The sequence below is a fragment of the Pseudomonas syringae group sp. J254-4 genome (assembly GCF_032586855.1).
Taxonomy (GTDB): domain Bacteria; phylum Pseudomonadota; class Gammaproteobacteria; order Pseudomonadales; family Pseudomonadaceae; genus Aquipseudomonas; species Aquipseudomonas amygdali.
Genome location: NZ_JAWHOO010000011.1, coordinates 110,953 through 131,103 on the forward strand (window position 1 = coordinate 110,953; position 20,151 = coordinate 131,103).

The 20,151-nt window shown below is 59.8% G+C and carries 21 protein-coding genes; 3 read left to right on the forward strand and 18 right to left on the reverse strand.

What is annotated here, in order from left to right; all coding sequences use genetic code 11:
* Positions 1 to 4: 4 nt before the first annotated feature.
* The 10 genes from sctR to RYB09_RS15090 form a co-directional block, all read right to left on the reverse strand.
* The gene (gene sctR, locus RYB09_RS15045) at positions 5 to 661 is read right to left on the reverse strand and encodes a type III secretion system export apparatus subunit SctR (protein ID WP_004658168.1); all 657 of its coding nucleotides are present in this window, start codon (positions 659 to 661) and stop codon (positions 5 to 7) included.
* Positions 658 to 1,713, reverse strand: a complete 1,056-nt coding sequence (gene sctQ, locus RYB09_RS15050) for a type III secretion system cytoplasmic ring protein SctQ (protein WP_122258428.1) — start codon at positions 1,711 to 1,713, stop codon at positions 658 to 660. Before sctQ ends, sctR begins: the two co-directional genes overlap by 4 nt.
* The gene (locus RYB09_RS15055) at positions 1,710 to 2,195 is read right to left on the reverse strand and encodes a hypothetical protein (protein WP_057401729.1); all 486 of its coding nucleotides are present in this window, start codon (positions 2,193 to 2,195) and stop codon (positions 1,710 to 1,712) included. The genes sctQ and RYB09_RS15055 overlap by 4 nt, the downstream gene beginning before the upstream one ends.
* A 73-nt stretch (positions 2,196 to 2,268) precedes the next feature.
* Positions 2,269 to 3,597 (reverse strand): FliI/YscN family ATPase, encoded by a 1,329-nt coding sequence (locus tag RYB09_RS15060; protein WP_122258429.1) that lies wholly within the window; start codon positions 3,595 to 3,597, stop codon positions 2,269 to 2,271.
* On the reverse strand, positions 3,594 to 4,187 hold the full coding sequence (locus RYB09_RS15065; RefSeq protein WP_316889126.1) for a FliH/SctL family protein: 594 nt from the start codon (positions 4,185 to 4,187) through the stop codon (positions 3,594 to 3,596). Before RYB09_RS15065 ends, RYB09_RS15060 begins: the two co-directional genes overlap by 4 nt.
* Entirely contained in the window at positions 4,180 to 4,800 is a 621-nt protein-coding gene (locus RYB09_RS15070; protein WP_316889128.1) for a type III secretion protein, read from the reverse strand. Before RYB09_RS15070 ends, RYB09_RS15065 begins: the two co-directional genes overlap by 8 nt.
* A complete protein-coding gene (gene sctJ, locus RYB09_RS15075) occupies positions 4,797 to 5,576 on the reverse strand; it encodes a type III secretion system inner membrane ring lipoprotein SctJ (protein WP_057412399.1) in 780 nt (259 codons plus the stop codon). Before sctJ ends, RYB09_RS15070 begins: the two co-directional genes overlap by 4 nt.
* Positions 5,577 to 5,579: 3 nt before the next feature.
* Positions 5,580 to 6,011, reverse strand: a complete 432-nt coding sequence (locus RYB09_RS15080; protein ID WP_058407503.1) for a hypothetical protein — start codon at positions 6,009 to 6,011, stop codon at positions 5,580 to 5,582.
* Positions 6,012 to 6,020: 9 nt separating this feature from the next.
* Positions 6,021 to 6,239, reverse strand: a complete 219-nt coding sequence (locus tag RYB09_RS15085) for a hypothetical protein (RefSeq protein ID WP_002553572.1) — start codon at positions 6,237 to 6,239, stop codon at positions 6,021 to 6,023.
* A 21-nt stretch (positions 6,240 to 6,260) separates the two neighbouring features.
* A complete protein-coding gene (locus tag RYB09_RS15090; protein ID WP_230018469.1) occupies positions 6,261 to 6,872 on the reverse strand; it encodes a type III secretion protein in 612 nt (203 codons plus the stop codon).
* Positions 6,873 to 7,023: 151 nt separating this feature from the next.
* Between RYB09_RS15090 and RYB09_RS15095 the strand changes: the two genes are divergently transcribed.
* The gene (locus tag RYB09_RS15095) at positions 7,024 to 7,806 is read left to right on the forward strand and encodes a tetratricopeptide repeat protein (protein WP_054072644.1); all 783 of its coding nucleotides are present in this window, start codon (positions 7,024 to 7,026) and stop codon (positions 7,804 to 7,806) included.
* A gap of 2 nt (positions 7,807 to 7,808) precedes the next feature.
* On the opposite strand, the gene RYB09_RS15100 is transcribed toward RYB09_RS15095, so the two are convergent.
* The 7 genes from RYB09_RS15100 to RYB09_RS15130 form a co-directional block, all read right to left on the reverse strand.
* Positions 7,809 to 8,225: a hypothetical protein gene (locus tag RYB09_RS15100; protein ID WP_054072669.1), complete on the reverse strand. Its 417-nt coding sequence runs from the start codon at positions 8,223 to 8,225 to the stop codon at positions 7,809 to 7,811.
* 12 nt (positions 8,226 to 8,237) lie between these two features.
* Entirely contained in the window at positions 8,238 to 9,551 is a 1,314-nt protein-coding gene (locus RYB09_RS15105; RefSeq protein ID WP_316889135.1) for a type II and III secretion system protein family protein, read from the reverse strand.
* On the reverse strand, positions 9,548 to 11,731 hold the full coding sequence (gene sctV, locus RYB09_RS15110; RefSeq protein ID WP_316889137.1) for a type III secretion system export apparatus subunit SctV: 2,184 nt from the start codon (positions 11,729 to 11,731) through the stop codon (positions 9,548 to 9,550). The genes RYB09_RS15105 and sctV overlap by 4 nt, the downstream gene beginning before the upstream one ends.
* The gene (locus RYB09_RS15115) at positions 11,728 to 12,066 is read right to left on the reverse strand and encodes a tetratricopeptide repeat protein (RefSeq protein ID WP_230018463.1); all 339 of its coding nucleotides are present in this window, start codon (positions 12,064 to 12,066) and stop codon (positions 11,728 to 11,730) included. The genes sctV and RYB09_RS15115 overlap by 4 nt, the downstream gene beginning before the upstream one ends.
* Entirely contained in the window at positions 12,063 to 12,422 is a 360-nt protein-coding gene (locus tag RYB09_RS15120; protein WP_004660832.1) for a hypothetical protein, read from the reverse strand. The genes RYB09_RS15115 and RYB09_RS15120 overlap by 4 nt, the downstream gene beginning before the upstream one ends.
* Complete coding sequence (locus tag RYB09_RS15125) at positions 12,419 to 13,357, reverse strand: FHA domain-containing protein (RefSeq protein ID WP_230018461.1); 939 nt, start codon at positions 13,355 to 13,357, stop codon at positions 12,419 to 12,421. Before RYB09_RS15125 ends, RYB09_RS15120 begins: the two co-directional genes overlap by 4 nt.
* A 122-nt stretch (positions 13,358 to 13,479) precedes the next feature.
* Positions 13,480 to 13,641 carry a hypothetical protein gene (locus RYB09_RS15130; RefSeq protein ID WP_003377029.1) on the reverse strand — a complete coding sequence of 54 codons (162 nt, stop codon included), beginning with the start codon at positions 13,639 to 13,641 and terminating at the stop codon, positions 13,480 to 13,482.
* A 551-nt stretch (positions 13,642 to 14,192) separates the two neighbouring features.
* Here RYB09_RS15130 and RYB09_RS15135 point away from each other — a divergent pair.
* Complete coding sequence (locus RYB09_RS15135) at positions 14,193 to 17,687, forward strand: hypothetical protein (RefSeq protein ID WP_316889151.1); 3,495 nt, start codon at positions 14,193 to 14,195, stop codon at positions 17,685 to 17,687.
* A gap of 50 nt (positions 17,688 to 17,737) precedes the next feature.
* On the opposite strand, the gene RYB09_RS15140 is transcribed toward RYB09_RS15135, so the two are convergent.
* On the reverse strand, positions 17,738 to 18,631 hold the full coding sequence (locus tag RYB09_RS15140) for a CAP domain-containing protein (protein WP_230018457.1): 894 nt from the start codon (positions 18,629 to 18,631) through the stop codon (positions 17,738 to 17,740).
* Positions 18,632 to 18,830: 199 nt separating this feature from the next.
* Here RYB09_RS15140 and RYB09_RS15145 point away from each other — a divergent pair, with 199 nt between their 5' ends.
* Positions 18,831 to 20,147, forward strand: a complete 1,317-nt coding sequence (locus tag RYB09_RS15145; RefSeq protein WP_230018455.1) for an APC family permease — start codon at positions 18,831 to 18,833, stop codon at positions 20,145 to 20,147.
* Positions 20,148 to 20,151: the final 4 nt, after the last annotated feature.

Genomic DNA, 20,151 nt, shown 5'->3' on the forward strand with positions numbered 1-20,151 from the left:
GGCGTCAGCCTCCGTAGCTCAGGATCAGACCGTGCATCAGTCTTGACCAGCCACTGAGCGCCACAAACAGAAAAATCTTCAACGGGATTGAAATCAAGGTGGGCGAGACCATCGACATGCCCATCGCCATGAGCACATTGGAGACCAACAGGTCGACGACCAGAAACGGGATATAGAGCAGAAAACCGATCTCGAAGGCACGGGTCAGTTCAGAACTGACGAACGCCGGAATCAGCACGACAAGATCGTCATCGCGCAGATCGGCTCGCGCCTCGGGCGACCATATGGTTTCGGTGGCCTGGACGAAAAAACCGCGTTCGCTTTCATTGGCGAACTTCGAAAGGTGCGCCTGTAATGGCGGGCGCAAGGCGCTGCCGAGTTCCTCCAGTTGCTGGACATTCTGCAGGCTCAGATCGCGGCCTTGCACCTCCCGGTACATGTCGCCGATCAGCGGCGTGGTCACGTACACCGACAGAATCAGCGCAATGCCGTAAAGCACCAGATTGGGCGGCGTCTGCTGCACGCCCAGCGCATTGCGGATCAGAAACAGCACCACGGATATCTTCATGAATCCCGTCAGCGTCACGACGGCCAGAGGAATCAAACCGATAGTAGCGACGACCAGAATGATTTCGATCAGGTTCGGCTGGTAACCGTTCATGAGGCAGTGAAACCCAGCAGTCGCACACCCAGACCGTCGCCGATACTCACCAACTCGCCACGGCCTATACGGCGGCCATTGACCATCAGGTCCACCTCATCGTGCCTCGAACCGGCCAGCGGCAACAGGCTGCCCGGCGCCATCTCGCGAAGTTGCGCCAGCGTCAGTTCAACGCTGCCCAGTTGGCAGACCAGCGTAAGCGGCAGCTCATCCAGCGAAGTATCCAGATCGGAACCGTCGGTCATTTCACTCATCGAATCGTTCCTGTTGAAAGTGTGGGAAACATAATGGGGACTGACGGTGCGCAGAGGACCCAGCCATTCGAGGGTTTCACCCTGGTGCCTGGCAACCGTCTGGTAGCGCTTGCCCAGCCGCAGCAGCACCTGCGTGTCGGCCAGGGTGTCGAGCATGACCACATCGCCCGGCACCAGACTGTGCAGCTCTGTGGTGGTTAATGGCGCCTGTCCGGCCTCGACACTCAACGTGAGCACCAATGCATCAAGCGGCTGCGGTCTTGTAACGGCGTTACGGTCGAGCAGCGCGATGACGTGCCGGGCGCTGTCAGCATTCAAATGTATTTCCAGCGTCTGTGCCTGCCCCTCATCAGGCCGCACTTCCAACGCGAGCCTGAGTGGATTTTCGAGCGGATGTGCAGGCCACGGGAGCACCTGAACAGGCTCGCCCGATAATGCTTCCAGAGGCTCGATCCAGCTCAGCCAGGCCTGCTCCAGTAACAAGGTGTCGGTCTGGGTATCGACTGACGCACCTGGCAGCCAGCCCAGCCCTGACAGCTCGAAAAGACGCGACGGAACGACAAGTTCGAGGTAGACCTGTCCGAACCTGATGGCCACCCTCACCGGTCGGCGACACTCGCCACCTGCGCTGGCCAAGCTCACGTGCATGGGGCGCTGCCCAAGAACGATCCGCCACGGTGCTGTCTGGCGATGCAACAGGTTATGCAAACTCAGCAGATCAGCATCGAACCGGGCAAGCCGGCTTCGGACTGAACCAATACCTGGAGGCGAAGGCATTGGCTGTACGCACACCGTCATCGCTCGTCTCCAGGTGGGGATCCTTTGACGGGCAGGTCTGCCTGATCGGCCTCATCGCGCTGCTCACTGGCCCGCGCATCGTTGCGCATGCGCTGTTCGACGAGGTTCTGCCAGGCTCGGGACTTTTTCAGCTGTTCAAGGTGCGCCTGCCTGAGCCGCTTGCGTGCCTGCTCTTCAGTCTCAAGGTTCAACACCGCATTATCGGCATCGGCCTGCAATGCCTTGCGTTCGTCATGCAGTTGCTTCAAGCGCTCCTGAACGACCTTCCACTCGCTGACCGACAGGCCCTCGCTGAGCTGGCCGACCGCCTGCTCGGCCTCCTGAGCCAGTTGTTCCCGGTGCAGGCGTAACTTTTCCCGAGCCTGATCCAGCTCGGTGTGGCTATCACGGCAGCGCTCCCGTTGAGCGCCAAGATGAGCGGCAGCGCGCTGCTCACGCAACAGACGCAAGGCTTGCAGGCTATACAGGTCGGCCTTCTTCATCGTTTTTTTCCATAGCAAAGACCAATCGGCGTCGAGTCGTAGAGTGAAGCAGGAGCCGAATCGAAAAACGGGCTCATGCCAGCACCTTGCGCAGGCGGGCCAGAGTTTGCGCAAGGCTGTCATGTTCGGAGGGCGGCTGACGCAGAAATGCCTCAATCAGCGAATGGCGGGCAATGGCCTCGTCGGCTATCGGGTCACTGCCAGCCGCGTACTCACCCACCTGAATCAACAGTTCGATTTCCTGACGACGGGCAATCAACTCACGCAGCCGTGATGCCAGTTGCCTGTGTTCGGCAGTCGCAATGTGGTCCATCAAGCGGCTGCGACTGCGTAAAACATCGATTGCCGGAAAGTGATCGCGCTGCGCCAGTTCGGCGCTCAGCACGATATGGCCATCAAGAATTGAGCGAGTCTCCTCGGCCACCGGGTCCATGGCCGCATCACCTTCGGTCAACACGGTGTAAAGCGCCGTGATGCTGCCCTGCGGGCCAGGGCCGGCGCGCTCCAGCAGGCGCGGCAATGCCGAGAAAAAAGAAGGCGGATAACCGCGCCGGGTCGGCGGCTCCCCCACTGCCAGACCAATTTCGCGCTGGGCACGGGCAAAACGGGTCAGGCTGTCCATCAACAAGAGCACATTGCGCCCCTGATCACGGTGATACTCAGCCAGAGTGGTCGCTACGTAAGCCGCCCTGACCCGTTCGGCGGCGGGCCGGTCGGAGGTGGCAACCACCGCCACGGTACGTGCCCGGGCCGTGGCGTCGAGTTGCCCTTCAAGCAGTTCGCGTACTTCACGGCCACGCTCGCCAATCAGCCCGATGACGATCACGTCGGCATCGCTATTGCGAACGATACTCGCCAACAAGGAAGACTTGCCCACCCCCGGCTCACCGAAAATACCCATGCGTTGCCCCTGGCCAAGGGTCAGCAGGCTGTCGATAGCTCGTATGCCCAATGACAGTGGCTTGACGATTCGCTGGCGGCTGAAGGGCGCCGGAGGTTCTGCATGCAATGGATAATGCTGCATCCCGAGCGTGGCAGTCGGCGCAGGTCCGTCGAGAAACTCGCCCATAGGGCTGATCACACGACCCAGCAAGGCATCACCAACCTGCACGCCGAGCGCCTGGCCTGTGGCGATGATCTGGGTGCGCGTCGAAAGGCCCTCCATCGAGCCGATAGGCGACAGGATCGCGTCATCTTCATCGAAGCCGATAACTTCCGCCGACAGCTCTCGGCCGTTACCCGGATCGCGCAGCACACATAACTCTCCAATGCCTACGCCGGCGACGCTGGCGCGCAGCAACACGCCACGAATACTGCGCAGCGTCCCACGCATGGGCCTGGGCTGGGCGAATTGCAAGCGCAAACCGAGGTTGGGCAGCAGCGTCGTCAGGGCCTCAGTCATCGCGAATCACCTTCTGCCAGCGGCAACAGCGCACGGCGCAGATTATCCAGCTGGGCCTCCAGCCCGAGCTCCACGGACCCCGCCGGGCCATCCAGCCGCGCCTGCCCTGCATCAAGCTGATCATCGCCTTCGATACTCAGCGAATGCAGGGGCAGCGGCGCGTGGGCCAGGTGCTGGCGCAGACCTTCGACTTCAGCTCCGGGCACATGCAGAGTCAACGCCTGATCCTGACGAAACGCTGCCAACGCCTGCGCAGTACAGCGCAACAGCCGCTCGCGCTCGTCAATCTCTCCCAGTACCTGTCGGGCGATACCCAGTGCCAGTTCAGCCAGCGAGGTTTCCAGCCCGGCAAGGTAGCGGTCGACATCGACGCTGGTCTGTGCCAGCAATGCAGCGGCCCGTTCGGCGCCCTCCTGTCTGGCATGCTCGAAGCCTTCGGCGCGAGCCTGTTCGAGCCATTGCGCGCTGTTTTCCCGCACGCAACGTGCCTCTTCATGTGCGGCTTCGATGAAGGCAAATCCGTCGATCCAGCGAGCGGCATCGGCAGCACGCAACACCCGGGAGCCTGGTCGGGTTGGCAGATCACTCATGGCTGCTGATCTCCGTCAGGTGTCGAGCAACGGTTTGCACCACCGTCACCTGTTTTGCATCATCTTGTGCAGCGTGCACAGGTTCAGCCAGCCGCAGCCGCAACCAGGCCTGCAGTTGTGCAGGACAGGACTGCAGCCAGGCGGCCACACAGGCAGCGCCATCGCGATCGATGGCCTGGAGCAACTCGGCAGGTGCACGCAATAGATTGGCCGCACCGGCCAGATGCCGATGAGTGAGGGCCAGCGAGAATGTGTCGTTACCCAGCAGACGACGGTACTCGCTGACCACTTCGCCACGAATTTCCTGACTCAGCGTTGCCGCGTGCCAGACCGCACCACACAGGCGTGGCAAATGCGAAAAATCGCCTTCGCTCAGCAGCAGTACAGCCAGATCCTGTTCCGCAGGCAGGTCCAGCTGCGCCAGGGGCTGTAGCTTGAAATGTCCGGTCAGCAATTGTTCAAGGCGTGCGGTGAAACGCGGTGAATCGCGTAACGCTGCAAGTCGGGCCGCATCAACGTCACGTTCAAGGCATTCGGCCAGACAGCGCTCGCGGACAAAGGCCAAGGGACGTTCGACCAGTACGTGCCACTGGCTGGTCAGCGCCGTATTCATGACGCTTCACTCAACACGTATGAGCCCTCGCCCCGGCGTCGCTGCCAGAACTGTCGGCCCAGCAGTCCGGCAAGCACCAGCGCAACCAGCAGCAGAGTGCCAAACAGCCAGCGTGCCGCTGGCAGGTCATCTTCAAGCATCCAAAGACCCAGGAAACTGCCCAACTGCGGCTGGGCACTGGCCTTGTCGGGGATGACCGCCTTGATCGCCGTGACTGAAACACCGTCGTAGCCCAGACCGGAGATACCGTTGGCAACCAGCGTCTTGATCTGCGGGATCAGCACATTGATGTCGGTTCGCGGGTCAAAACGGACCAGCACCGATGCCGAGGACGGCGAAATCACCCGTTTGAGTAAATCATTGTCAGGCAGCACGACATGCACCCGCGCGGACAGAATGCCATCGATCTGCGAAACGGTATGGGACAGCTCCTCGCTCAGCGCATACACCATCTGCGCGCGCTCCTGCACCGGCGAGGACACCAGGCCATTGCCTTTGAAAATCTCTCCCATATTGGAAAAGCTCTGCCCTGGCAGGCCTGCGTCGTCCAACGCCGCCATCGCCTGGGCAAAGCGCTTTTCGTCGACCATCACCTTGAGCTGACCGTTGTCCTGAACCTTGCGTGACGCCGGGATGCCATCACGCAACAGCACCGCCAGCATGGCGTTGGCCTCACGCTCGCCGAGGTTGGTGTAAAGATCGATATCGCAGGCCTGCAACAGGCTGGCAAGCGTTGCCACTATCAACAGGCGCAAAACACGGCGGCGTTTGGACATGGTTCATTGACCTTTTAGAAGGGTGTTGGCAGAACCGGATATCTGGGTTGCCCCGCGTACCACCATCTGGGTTTCGATGGAGTAATCGAACATCCGTCCAAGCGACTGGACGATGCGATCGACCTGCGGCTCACCTACCTTGCCCGGCGCCTGAGCAGCGCTGCTGGCTGGGCTCGGAGCATGATTGGCGGACTGCAGCGCATTACCCTGGGTCAGCGCATCGGCCCGCTCTGAGAACTGCCGCGAGCGGTCAATAAAACCATCCAGTCGCTCCATCAGGTTGCTACCGATCTGATGCGGGCTGGCGCCCTGCGGCATGCCTTTGGAAGTCTCGGCCATGTGTTCGAAGAGGTTCTGGGAAGCCTGCGGAACCCCGCCTCCTCCCGGCGAAGGCAAGGCAGCCGCCGCCGGTGATGCAGCTGGATTGACGGTCATGGTCGGAACCTATTCAGAGTCGTCGTCAGATTGGGCTTCGTTGAGCATTTCCTGAGCGCGCGGCATGATAATGAACTGCCCGCCAATGGTGACCGCCTGGGTAATCAGGGCATCGTTGAACTCACTGTCGCTGGCAGCCTGCTCGGCGTTTTCGACGGCGGCGTTGAAGCGCGATTCCTGACTGGAAACATTGATGTCTACATTGCTGTCTACGGCGTTGATGGACATGGGTAGTGCTCCTTCTTCGGTTTACTGACGGTCGGTAGCGACTTGAGTGACGACACCGCCACGAAACACCCGCACGCCGCGTTCACGCACTACAGGCGCGATTTCGGCGGCAGGTTGACGATCCACATGGTGCTGAATCTGCGCCAGCCAGGCTGGCGGCCCTGAAACAAAAAGGCTGTCGCTATCGGGGCTGACGCGGCTGGACATCGGCTGGCCGGACACTTCCAGCCGCGCCATATAACGCTGCAACTCTTCAAGCCGCGGCCCTTGCAGGTCGAACACACGGGTGGCGACCTCATCGGCACCGGCGATGTGCAGTACGTTGCCGTCGAAGTACCAGCTCAGTTGATTCGCATCGCACAAGCGGGTGAGAAACTCACCGGCATCCTCGCCACGTACCGTGCCTCTTGCGTTGCCCCGGACCTTCTCGGAAAACACCACGATCAGGCCAAGGTGCTGACCGAACTCAGTCAGCGCACCGCGAATATCCTGGTCGACCAGCACGTAGGCGTAAGGCTCTGAGAACCAGTCTGGCTGACGTTCCGAGGCGGCCTTAAGCACACCGGATAACAGGCACAGCAGGATCAGCATCAGCAATTTTGAAACTGGCGGGTCAGCCCTGAAGTGCTTCATGACGCCCTCCGTGACAATGCGACGGCCGCTGGCAGACAGGCTTCAGAAAACGGTCGCTATTCAGCGCAGGGGCTATAAAATGGCGCTCGTCCTCAAAGGCTGTCGATGGCTGAAACGCCTCGCCCCGCCCCCTTTCACAAGAGCCCTGCCCATGCCACCTCGTTCCGTCCCCACGTTGTTGTTGCTCGGCTGCCTGAGTCTGGCGGCGTGTTCGACTCAGCCCAAATCCGACGCCAGCTACGAGCGCTTCATGCAACTGGCCGCCGACCTGGAGAAACGCGGCGACTCGACGACGGCAGCGTCGTTCTACCAGCGCGCCACGCAGCAGCCCGAAGCGGGTGTCGAGGCGTGGCGCAAACTCGGTGCAGCCCTGCTCGTCAGCAACGACACGCGTGGCGCAGAGCGTGCTTATCAACGGGCGCTTGAGCTGAAAGCCGACGACCCGGATGCGCTGCTGGGCCTGGGTACTGCGCAGTTGCGTCAGGGCAAGCTGGAACGCGCAATCGCTGCGCTGACCCAGGCCGCCAATGCGTTGCAGCAGCCACAGGCCTGGAACCGTCTGGGCATCGCGCACATTCTGAGTGGTCAGGCCGACGCCGCTCAAAGCGCCTTCGGCACCAGCCTGCGCCTGGCCCCGAACGACCTCGACACCCGATGTAATCTGGCTCTGGCATACGCTCTGGGCGATGACGACCAAAAGGCCCTGGAGACCATCCGCAGCGTCAGCCAGTCGCCCCTTGCGCAACCCCGGCATCAACGCAACCAGCTGCTGGTCATGGTCCTGGCCGGAAAAGAGAAAGATCTCAAAAACATGACCTTCGACGACATCCCCAAGGCCGAACGCGGCAAGCTGATCGCCGAAGCCCGGCGCGTCAAGGCCATACCGGACCGCGCCGAGCAGGCTCGTGAACTGGGGCTGATTGACGCTAACTGAGGTCATCGGGCCTCCTGTGTGTCGGTGCTGGCCTGTTGCTCTGCCTGACGCCGACGCAGCTCTTCGCGGTCATACCCGTCGATGTAAACCTGCGCGGCGCGCCCGACCGGTGCAGCCATGACAGGCCCGGTGTTACGGCCGTGCATGACATCTGCGCGCTGCTCGACCATTTGCAGCAGAATCAGGTTGCTCGCACAGCCCGGCGGCAACAACGGCTGAAAATCCTCACCTACACCGATCTCGTCCTGTGCAGCTGGTTGCACACAGGCCTGGGGCACCAGCTCCACACGGCCATCGGCACGGGTGATCGCCGCATAATCCGGTGAATAGCTCACTGGGTCGAGGTGGGTCTTGCAGCCTGCCAGCAGACATAAAAGCATCAGAACCGGCGGGCGTGACATAGCGCAGATAAGGTTCATGGCCATTCCCTTTCAGTTCATGTAAAAGCCGAATGCGCCACCACTGCGCGGACCTGCCGACGCGGTACTGGTGGCGCGCTGTTTGTCCAGCGGCGTCGCCACCACGCGATCCTTGACCGGCTCGACCAGATACGGAGTGATCAGAATCACCAGTTCGGTTTCGTTGCGCTGAAAGCGCTTGGAGCGGAACAGATTGCCCAGAATCGGCATGTCGCCCAGCATCGGCACCTTGTCCATGTCCTGGCTGCTTTCACGCTGGAACAGCCCGGCGATGGCAAACGTCTGACCACTGCCGACTTCCACACGAGTGTCGGCACGTCGCACCCTGAACGACGGCACCTGATAGCCGTTAACGTCCAGTGTGGTGGTACTCATCAGGCTGCTGACCTCGGGACGCACCTGCAACGCAATGCGCCCGTTGGGCAGCAGCGTCGGGCTGAACAGCAACGACACGCCGTAAGGCTTGTATTCGATACCGACCACTTCACGGTTGACCGGCACCGGCACCGCCACTTCACCGCCAGCCAGAAAGCTCGCAGTCTGCCCGGTCATGGCGGTAATGTTCGGCTCGGCCAGAACTTCGAGCACACCGTTGCTTTGCAGCGCCTCCAGCATCGCGTCGATGTTGATATTGCCCGACGCAAGCCCGGCGCTGATCACGTTCGACGCGCCGCCCGCTGCATCGGCGGCCAAAGCGCCCCCCGTCAGCAGACCGAATGAAAAAGTGCCGTTATTGAACAAGGCATTCCAGTTCACGCCATAGCGCAACAGCTCGGAGCGCGAGACTTCGGCGAAACGCACGCGGATATTCACCTGGGCCGACCCTGCGTAAGTGGCACTGTTTATCGTCGACTGAAAGTTCTGCCCCTCGGTGCTCAGCAAGGCATTAAGATCGGTTGCTTCACCGACATCCTGCACGGAGCCACTGGCAATCACCCGGCTGCCGGAGGCATTGATCCGCGCCTGACTCTGCGGGTGCAACGCCTTGAGCGGGCGTGTCACAGCAGCAGTGCCGCTGCTTACCGCCAGACTCAACGCAGCGGTCTCCCGGCCCTCGCTGTCCAGGGCAATCAGACTGGTCTGCCCTGCGGCCTTGCCGAACACGTAGATGACGCCGGGTGACACCACCTGCAAGTCGGCAATACCCGGCTCGGCCACCATCACCGAGTCCACGGGGGCTGAAAAATGCAGAACGCGGCCTTCACCGATGGCCAGATCGACTGTGCCTTTGGCTCCTTTGGCAATGTTTTCGGCAAACGAACCTGTGGCCATGAGCAACGCGCCCACACCCACGAGAAACATCCGGATTACGCTTACTGAGGTCATGAGGCAGTCGCCAGAGGAGTGACAGCACCGGCCCTGGATGCCGGGCGTGCAAGGACATCGGTCAGGCTGACAGTGCCGACCGCTTGAAGGTTGTATTCACTGGCCAGCTCGCGAAAAGACAGAACCGCCAGTTGCAGCTCGCCGCGCACGATGAGACGGCGCATGCACCGACGCAGCTCCGAATGCACAAGCAACACCGTCGAATCATGTTCCGGCAGCATGTCGCACAGGCGACGCAGCTGTACCAGTACGGTCCGGCCGATGTCATCGGGCAGCGAATCGCGACTCTTTTCCTGGCGAGCCAGCGTGGCGCGCAGTTGTTCTTCGAGCGCAGGTGCCAGTACAAAGGCGCTGATCACCCGGTTGCGATCGGCATACTGATGACTGATCTGCCGCGCAAGTCCTGCGCGCAGATGCTCGGTCAGTCTGCCCGCGTCAGATTCAATACTGCCCCACTCCACCATCGACTCCAGCAGGCCGCGACGATTGCGTATCGATACCCCTTCAGAGACCAGCAAACGCAAGGCCTCTGCGATACGCTGCAGCGGTAGAATGCGCAGCACTTCCTTGATCAGCTCACCGTACTTACCCTCAAGCTGTTCCAGCATCAGGCGGGTTTCCTGAATACCCAGAAAGTCGGCGGCATAACGGCGCAACATACGGTCCAGTACTTCGCGCAACACTTCATCGGCGAACAGAAAACCAATACCGGCATCCTGCAAACGTTCCGCATGCTCACGCCCTGCCCAGCGGCCGGGACGGGAACCGATCGGCGAAGGCGCTTCAAAGGTTTCGACAGAAACCAGTTGTGCATGCACCGGATCGTCCTGCAGCAAAAGCGCCTTGCCGCTGAATTCGCCCTCACTGACGGGTACACCTTCAAGCTCGACCTGGAAACGATCGACTGGCAGGCTGCGGTCCAGATAAACCTCGGGTAGCGGCACCTCGACACCCAGATCGATGCGAATGTCGTGACACAACGCTTCGATACGCTGACGCAGGGGCTGCAACGGGGCGGCCTCGGCCAGTCCGGTTCCGATACTCAACAGCACCTGGCTATCGCGTGGCCGCTCGGCGCTTTCCAAGGCATCTTCCGCAGCATCGTTCGAAGCCCCGGAAGCGCCAGAGGAAGCACCGGGCTCGGCCATCGTTTCATGCTCTGGCAGCTCGTCCTTGACCAGTGACCGGGCAGCACGACGATCCCGGTGCCAGAGCACAAACGCACTGCCGCCCAGCACGGCGGCCAGACCGACAAACACCAGCAATGGAAACCCCGGCAGCATGCCTACGCCCAGCAGGATCAGCGCAGTCAGACCCAGCGCACGATGGCTGGCGCTCAGTTGCCTGACAATCTCGGTGCCCAGGTCACGCTCTTCGCCGTCGCTGTTGACGCGGGTCACCACGGTCCCTGCGGCTACAGAAATCAACAGTGCCGGGATCTGCGCGATGAGGCCGTCACCGACGGTCAGTAACGAATAGACATGCGCGGCTTCGGCGAACGGCATACCGCGCTGGACCATACCGATCATCATGCCGCCCAGCAGGTTGACGAACAGAATCACCAACCCGGCAATGGCATCACCCTTGACGAACTTCATGGCGCCGTCCATGGCTCCGAACATCTGGCTTTCACGCTCCAGGCGTGAACGACGACGTCTGGCCTCGAACTGGTCGATGTCACCGTTGCGCAAGTCGTTATCAATGCTCATCTGCTTGCCGGGCATCGCATCCAGGGTGAAACGCGCAGCGACTTCGGCGACCCGCTCAGCGCCCTTGGTAATGACCACGAACTGGGCAACCGTAATGATCAGAAATACGACCAGCCCCACAACGACCTGACCGGCAATCACGAAATCACCGAACGCCTTGACGATATGACCGGCATTGCCGTCCAGCAGAATCAGGCGAGTGGTGGTGATCGAGAGCGACAAACGAAACAGCGTGCTGAGCAGGATCAGCGGCGGCAGCGCGGAAAACTCCACCGAGTGGTTGATGTAGAACGCGACGATGAGAATCAGCAGGCTCAGGGCGATGTTGACTCCGATCAGCGCGTCCACCAGATAGGTCGGCATCGGGATGATCATCATCGCGATAGCCATCAGCATGAAAGCAACGATGATCACATCTGTGCGTTTAGACGCAGTTACCGCCAGGCGATTCAGGGCATTCATGAGGGTCATTGCGCAGCCCTCCGTGCTTCCAGGTAGCGTCTGAAGCATTGCCGCGCGTCGTCCTTGCGGCCGGCCTTCCACAACGCGCGGCTACGCAACAGAAGCAGCGCGGCGCTCTCGCCTTGCTGCTCGACCAGCCTGTCCAGTGCCGCAATGGCCCGGTCGGTGTCTCCGCTGTCGGTGAACGCCAGCACCAGGCTGTGCAGCAGCGCGCTGTTCGTGGGTGCCAGCTGTACTGCAATCAGCAACATCACCAGCGCACGTTGTGGCTGGCCGCTGCGCCGGTACAGATCACCCATACCGTGGAGCAACTCTATGCATTCGCGATCCTGACTGATGCTCACGACTGCACCTCGGCGCGTTGCTGTTCCAATAGCAGCCGCATGTCGATCTCTTCACGAATCACGTCTTCGGCGAGCTCGCGGATCTCCGGCTCGGCGTCCAGTGCCGGTAATACTTCGTCCAGCACATAGCGCAGTACTTGTAGCGAACGCGCCGTACCAAAAAGCTGCGCATTGACACCAGAAGCCTGCCCGGTCTGCTCCAGCTCGCCACGCAACGAACGACGAACCTTGCGCTCGCGCTGATCAAGCAGCGCTTCGAAACGGGTTCCCTGACGCGGCTGCGCCGGAGCAACGCGCTCGACTGCGGGCAAAGAATCGGCTGAAGGCGGCGCTACGGGCCGCAGATCGACTTTCATAAAGTGAAGGCAAACCTTTCATCACCGCGCACAAGACGGACCTGATTGCCCTCAATGCTCTCCAGCCTCCAGTTGTCAGGTAACAGTGCGCCGGGATAAACACGCTTGCCATGCTCATCGATCACGTAGGGATTGCGACCAAACCACACCGCCTGAAAACGCACGCGAGGTGCCGCAATCGCCGCGCTTGCCTGCACGTTGGGCGTCAAGACAATATGCTGGCCAAACCGAGTGTCAAAGGCCTGTTGAATCTGCAGCCAGCTGCTTTTTTGGGCAGCGGGAAAAGCGCCCTCGACACTGAGCTGCCCGCCCTGTTCCTCAACCCGCAATTGCGTGAGCCTGGCGTCCTGCAACGCGCCCTCGAGCCAGCTTCTAGCCTGGCTAAGTGTAGGGGCGTTCTTGCCGGGCACTGACGAACCAGGGACGGGATCTGCAATGGAGTGCCGGGCCGACTCGGCAGGTGCACGAAAGGCAAATGCAGTGGCACATGTCACCAGCAACAAAAGTGCAGCCAGTGCTGGCCATTTAAGCAGCACCAGGCGGCGGGACACAGAGGGGATGGCTCGGGCACTTCGTGTGCTGCGCAAGCACAACCTGCTCTGTCCGACCAGCAACTCGACAGGCAAGGAGATTCGTTGACCGTGGCCGACGTTGACAACCCGACGTTGGCCAAGGCTATCGAAAACCGTCACATCGCCGCCCAAGGCTTCTATTGCGACGTATTCAACGGAGAATCGCAGACGAACATGTTGCTCGGCCACATCAGCATCGCCCAGCACAAGGTCGGCCGGGGCGGCACTGCCAATCACATAGACAGGATTGTCCAGGAGCAGCGAAACGCCCTGATGCAAACCATGAAGAATTTCGAGCCGGGCTACGCCGCTTTCTTGCACAGAAGCGTCGGGCGTTCCGCTCAATGAGATCAAGGCTGTCATGATCGAGTCACCACCGTGTGATCTACCGGAAACGGCATGTCAAAGCCGGGCAAAACTGTCGATCGGAAGAATTTCGATGCGCAGTGAATGCAGGCAGCTGTAGCGCTGCCTGCATGACAACGTCAGTTCTGTGGACGTTGCTTGGTAGCATCCAGCTCTGCTTTCTTGGCAGTGGAGATTTCAGTGATCTTGGCCGATTTCTCGATAGCCATATCAAAGGTCGCCGACATTTTTTCGATTGCTGCGTCTGAATTGCCGGAGCTTACGGGTGGAGTCGAACTCATGTTGTTTCTCCTTGCTTCGAGTAGGGATCTATCTGCGGATTAACAACCGGCTCAAGAACAGGTCAATGTGCCATTACACAACAGCGATGCAGAGACACTACGCTATTTGCCGCGTTGCCAATTAATAGTAATCAGCGAAACTTGTTCGATGCTGTGAAACGTTGTGAAATCAGATTTCACAACAAATTAATACCGCAAACCAACAGTGATATCAAAGTGATATTTATTTCTGGTTTATTTCTGGTGATATTAATTTTTTATGTACCACGAGACGGGGCTCCAACGTTTACGGGGTGTTCGCCAGGGCCTTTATTATTTATCGACGCGTGTGAATTGTTGTGAAAAGAGATTACCGATCCGCCACTTCACTTGTCGGAATGATAGTGTCGGCCCATAAGCCCTGTTCTTTTGATTTGAAAACGAGACGCCGTTCAAACTATTCACGCGAATAAAGAGTTCGTCGTTGAACACAGGGTTTCGTTTGCCTCGTGGCACTCAGTTATTGAGTCGCCTGCTCCACGTCCAGCGGTTAACAACAGGAGTTATATGCTATGTCGACGTCCACGATCAGCCCGGCGCCTGGCCCTCTTCCGCCCCTCGCACCAGGCGCGAATGCCCGAACGCGATTCAACCAGGTGCTGCAGACCAGCAACCGCAATGGCGGCCAATACCGGCCAGCGGGCGCAGACGAAAAGGCACCTGCGCTGGGCAGTTACGCATCGATAGAAAAGCCCGGCACTGTGGCGGCTGACACCGTGCGCTACGTCACTCAGGAAGGCGATCAGGTACTGGTAAGCAAATCCACCAGCCCGGAGCTCTATCGTCAGGTCGTCGAAGACCAACCCCGAGTGGCAGGCTTCAGGGCCAGTGTGGCTGCTGGCTACTCCCCGGCCAAGGCTGATGCTGCCGCGCCAGCGACGCTGAGCGGCTATGCCCGTATCGGAGCACCGGACGAAATGGGGCCGGGGCTGATTCGCTATGAAGCCGCCGATGGCAGCAAGGTCATCGTTTCGCAGCAACAGAACCCGGAACTCTTCAAACAGGTGGCGTCGGATTTCAAATCGCTATCCGGCGTAGGCAGCAGTCAGCGGGAAGGCTACAGGGTGGCAGGTGCGGACGAAAAGCCGCCGGAAAACATTGCAGGCTTTGCAGTGGTCGGCCCGGTGGATGAAGTCGGGCCGGGCGTGATGCGTTATGTCGACCGTGAAGGCAATAAAATCGTTGTGGCCAAGAGCGACAATCCTGAGCTGTACAGTGCGGCCAAAGACGCCTTCAATACCCTGACCGGGCTGAACACGAGCGAAGCGCAAGGTTATCGCAGGGCGGGTGACAACGAAGTATGGCCACCCGTATTCGGCACCACCGTCGGCCCGTTGAATGAGGTTGGCCCGGACACTATTCGTTACGAGCACAACGGAGAGAAGGTCGTGGTCACCCGTGACGACAATCCGAAGTTGTTCGATTATCTGGCAGCGCTGCAAACCATAGTGTCGGACCCGCAAAAAAGAACTGCGATGGAAACCGCAGTCAACGAAGGGCAGATTCTTGCTGACCGCAACACCCCCATTCCCAGCTTGAACGACATTACACAGTTCACTTGGGTGTCTGGCCAGGAAGGAAGCCAGATCACCTATCAGAATCAGAGCGGTGAACGGATTGTCGTCACTGAAGCCTTGACCCCTGAACTATTCGACAAAGTAACCACCCTCCATGACGCCTGGAACAAGATCAACAGCAGCCGGGAAGAAGGTTACACGTTGGCTGAGCCTCATGACTTTTTGAAGAATCAGGACATAACCATCGGTTCACCGGACGAATTGGGCGCGGGTCTGATTCGTTTCGAGAACAGCGATGGCAAGTTCATCGTCTCCAGGGATGCCAGCCCGCAGTTGTACGATGATGTGGTGGAGAAATGGAATGAGCTGGGCACCGGCAATATCGGTGAAACCCGCAGTCGGCATAACCTGCCGCCCGTGGCCGAGCTGGATCTGATGGGGCAGAAAACCGGCGTGAAAGCCGATAAGGGTGATGAGAATTCCGAAGAGCTGAATGTCGGCGAACTGGCGACCAAGGAACTGCTCGACCAATACCGCGATGGCGTGAACAAAGGGGATATTGCCAAGGATGACCCTCGCGCAAAACTGGTCAGGGCGATCGAGGCGCAGGCTGCTTATGACAACGGTCGCGGCCTGACCGGTTATGAAGAGGCCAAAGGCGCCTTCGGCGGCACCTGGCGCGAATTCGACAGCAAACAGACCCAACTCAGTTCGGCCGACATGCACGACATCATTGATGGCGGCAAGCTGCAAGAACAACTGACCACACTGTTCTCTGATCCGACCGTGCAGCAGGACTACCAGAGCAAGATGACCGATGCACTGGGCAAAGTGCCCAACAAGGACGAAATCAAGCAGAAGCTGCTCGACCTCACCGCCAATCCTGATTACGTACTTTACCTCAAGGACCTGAAAAAGCAGGGCCTTGGCCAGGAGGCGCAGAAAGACCTGAGCGACACCCTGTCCTCACTTGCGCTGGTCGATCCAGAAGGTGCCAGCAAGGCGGCACAGTCTATTCAGGCCGATGGTTTGACCAGCGATCTCAACGATCTGGTCGCCGACCCGTCGAAGATAAGCGACGAGAATAACGCCCTCGCCACCAAGGACCTGTTCGGCCTGCTCAAGGCAGAGCTCAAGGGCTTTCTGGTCGATATGCCGCGCTTCCTGCAGCCCACCTTCGAGAAATTCCTTCAGGAAGGTGTCGTGGGCAACGCCAAGCCCGCAGACATCGCCAAGGCGCTCAAGGAGGTCGGTGATGCCTATCAGAAAAACGGCAAGGTCAGCGAAGCAGACATCAAGACAGCTCTTTCCAAACCCTACATACCGGTCGCTGATCGCGGCAAACTGGGCGAAATCTTCAATACGCTCAATAGCAAAGGCGTCATGGGCTCCGTTGCAGCAGGCGTGTCGCTGTTCTCGGCGATTTATCAACTGGTCGGCAACGGCGGCAAACTGGGCGAGACACCGATTCAGCGCCTGGGCATTGCCAAGGACTTCCTGAGCTTTGCCGGCGGTGCCAGCCATTTCGTACGCCTGGCTGATCAGGTTGGCGACCTGATGGGCAAAGGCGGCCTGGTGGACATGCTGGGGCTGGACAAGACGTTACCGGAGATCTGGGGCAAGGAAAGCTTTGGCAAGGCCAAGGAAGTCAGGGTCAGCGGCATTTCCGCAAGCAAACTGAGCGAGATCCGCACCGCACTGGATGCGACTGATGAATATCGGCTCAATTCGACGCTGGGCGACATGGCTGGCGGTGCAGAAGCGGAACGCCAGGCCATGGGCGGCATCACCCAGCGGCTGGATGATGCCGTGCAGGCTTCAGGGGCCAAGCTGCCCTCTGGAACTGCCAATAAAATCGCAGGCTCGGTCGTCAAAGTGCTGGGGCCTGCAACGGATCTGGCTGGTGGTTTTGCCGATATCGTACTGGGTGCATTCACCATCAAGGACGGCGTGAAGTCAGGTGACAAGCTGGCTCAGGCCGCAGGCGGCCTGCAAATTGCCGGCGGTGCCTTCGGCGCGTCAGCCGGCGTACTGGGAACCGCGGCGCTGGTGGGTGCAGGCGGCGCGGCGGCCACCGCGCTGGCCGGGCCATTCTTCCTCGTTGGCGTTGTAATTGCTGTCGTCGGCGGGATCATTGGCTATTTCGTCGACCATAACAAAAAGCAGAAAGCATCCGAAAAGGAAAACGACTGGTATCGCGATCTGGCGGCAGACGGTTTGCTGCAGTCCGACTGGGGCGACAAGGTCGAATATGCACACTACTCGATCCACCACTATCGCGAACGCGAAGCGCCTGAAGACGACAGCCTGTTCCGCTTCCAGAGTGCCGAGTGGAAGCATTTCGACGAAACGCCGCAGGAAGGCGGCTCTTCCACCAACCGCCTTGATGATACGTTACACGTGGAATACGGCGAGCCACACAAATCTCCGGATCAACAGAAGCGTGACGAATTGAGAGAAGCACCGCGCTGGAGCGGCTCGAAGGTCTGAGCCATTCATGCATGTTCGACAAGCCGCCGTTCAGGCGGCTTTTCGGTTGATCAGGGAGCGCCGAACAGCATGGTCCAGTACACACCGTAATCAGCGTTGGTAGCCGTCGCGTAGGCCGCGCCGACCTCGGTAAACATCGGGTTCATCAGGTTGGCGCAATGTCCCGGGCTGGCCAGCCAGCTGGCCATTGCCTTGCTGACGGTGCTCTGCCCTGCTGCGATGTTTTCACCGATCTGCCGTCCGCCGTAACCCGCTGCACGGGCGCGATCTGCCGGTGAGTCGTTATCAAAGCCGCGATGCGTGAAGTAATTCTCACTGGCCATCGACTGGCTGTGCCCCTGTGCAGCCATTTCCAGGGTCGTGTTCCAGCTCAGCGGTCTGGCCGAAGGAAACGGCTGCTTGCCACACATGCGCGGCTTGGCACGCGCGGCATTGACCTGCGCCAGAAGTATGCGGCCAGCCGAACGTGCATCTTCCAGGCTTTCGTCGATCAACGGTTTTGCCAATACCACACGCCAATCGCCCCGCTCGCGAGTGATACCGATGTCGGCGTATTGCGGGTCAAGCAAAGCGCCGCAATAGCGTTTTTCGAGCATGCCGAACGCTTCACCGGCGCTCTGCGCGCCAGCAAGTCGTATGGTCCGGACGGTGACCGCCTGATAACCGGATGCCTTGAGCGCATCGCGTGAACTTCCAGCGAAATTGATCGGCAACGCTACGCTGGCGTTGAGCGTCAGCGCTCTGGAGATTTTTGTCATCCGTGCTTCGCAGCGCTGAGGTTGCCCACGAAAATCGTTGATGGCCTGGACCAGCTGTCGCTCGTCACTGGCACTGGCATGGCTGGCGTACATGGGCAGCAGAGGCACGAAGTACAGGCACATGCGCCAGAAATAACGGTGCGATTCAGGCATGAAGACAGACTCGAAAAGTAAAAGGCATGCCATGAATTTCAAGGCCCGAATAAGACCCTGAAAAAACCTCTTGGTTCATGCTGCATTTTCAAATGCAGGGGGTTATTCAAATACCTGTTCCGGCAAAAAACACCGCTGATCCGGGCCTTTTGCGATCACGTTGAATTTACCCTCACCCTGACGATCTTCCCTTACACAACTCTTATACCTGCCGAGAAAGGATTCTTTCACCATGGCCACTCCTCCCGAAACTCCATCGCTGCGCCGGGCAATCACGGCGCCGATGCTGACACTGTTCATCCTCGGTGACGTGCTGGGGGCCGGCGTCTATGCATTGGCAGGCACTATCGCCGGACGTGTCGGCGGAGCCATCTGGGCACCCCTGCTGATTGCCCTGTGCTTCGCCTTGCTGACCGCTGCGTCCTATGCGGAACTGGTGACCAAATACCCTCGTGCGGGCGGTGCAGCGGTGTATGCCGAAAAAGCCTTCGGCAAACCGCTGCTGTCGTTTCTGGTCGGCTTTTCCATGGTGGCGGCAGGCGTCACCAGTGCTGCCGGGCTGGCAGTCGCGTTTGCCGGCGACTACTTCCAGGCGTTGGTAAGCTGGCCCGCGCAGTGGGTATGTGTGGGCTTTCTGGTGATTGTCGCGCTGTTGAATGCGCGTGGCATCAAGGAGTCGTTGTCGGCCAATCTGGTCATGACCCTGATTGAGTTGAGCGGGCTGGCGATGGTGATTGCGGCCGCAGTCTGGTTCGTCAGTCAGGGCAATGGTGTGCCGCAACGTGTATTCGAACTGGACACGAACTCACCGGCCACCGCGATTCTTGCTGCATCGTTGCTGGCATTTTATTCATTTGTGGGCTTCGAGACGTCTGCCAACCTGGCCGAAGAGATCAAGGATGTGCGCAGGGTTTATCCACGGGCGCTGTTTGGTGCCTTGCTTATTGCAGGCGTGGTTTACATGCTGGTCGGCGTGGGCGCGGCCATGGTGCTGCCCGTCGAACAGTTGAAGGCTTCGCAGGCCCCGTTGATGGACGTGGTCAGTGCGTCGGGGCTGGGGATACCTGCCCCATGGTTCGCGGTGATCGCGCTGATTGCGGTTGCCAATGGCGCACTGCTGACCATGATCATGGCCAGCAGACTGACCTTCGGGATGGCTCGTGAAGGGCTGTTGCCCGCTGTGATGGGCTCGGTTCTGCCTCAACGGCGCACACCCGGCGTGGCCATTTTCGCAACCACAGTGGTTGCCATCGCGCTGTCGTTTACCAGCACCCTGACGACGCTCGCTGAAACCGTGGTGCTGTTGCTGCTGTTCGTGTTTCTCAGCGTCAATATTGCGGTTCTGGTGCTCAAGCGCGACAAGGTCGACGCCGGCCATTTTCAGGTTCACTGGGTGATTCCGGTATTGGCGATCCTTTCCTGCCTGCTTTTGCTGACCCAGCAAGGCCCTGAAACCTGGCTGCGTGCCGGCATGATGCTCGCTGTCGGAGCCGCGCTTTATGGGCTCACCCGGCTAGGCAGCTCAGTGCTGGTTTCACACCCGCGCTGAACGG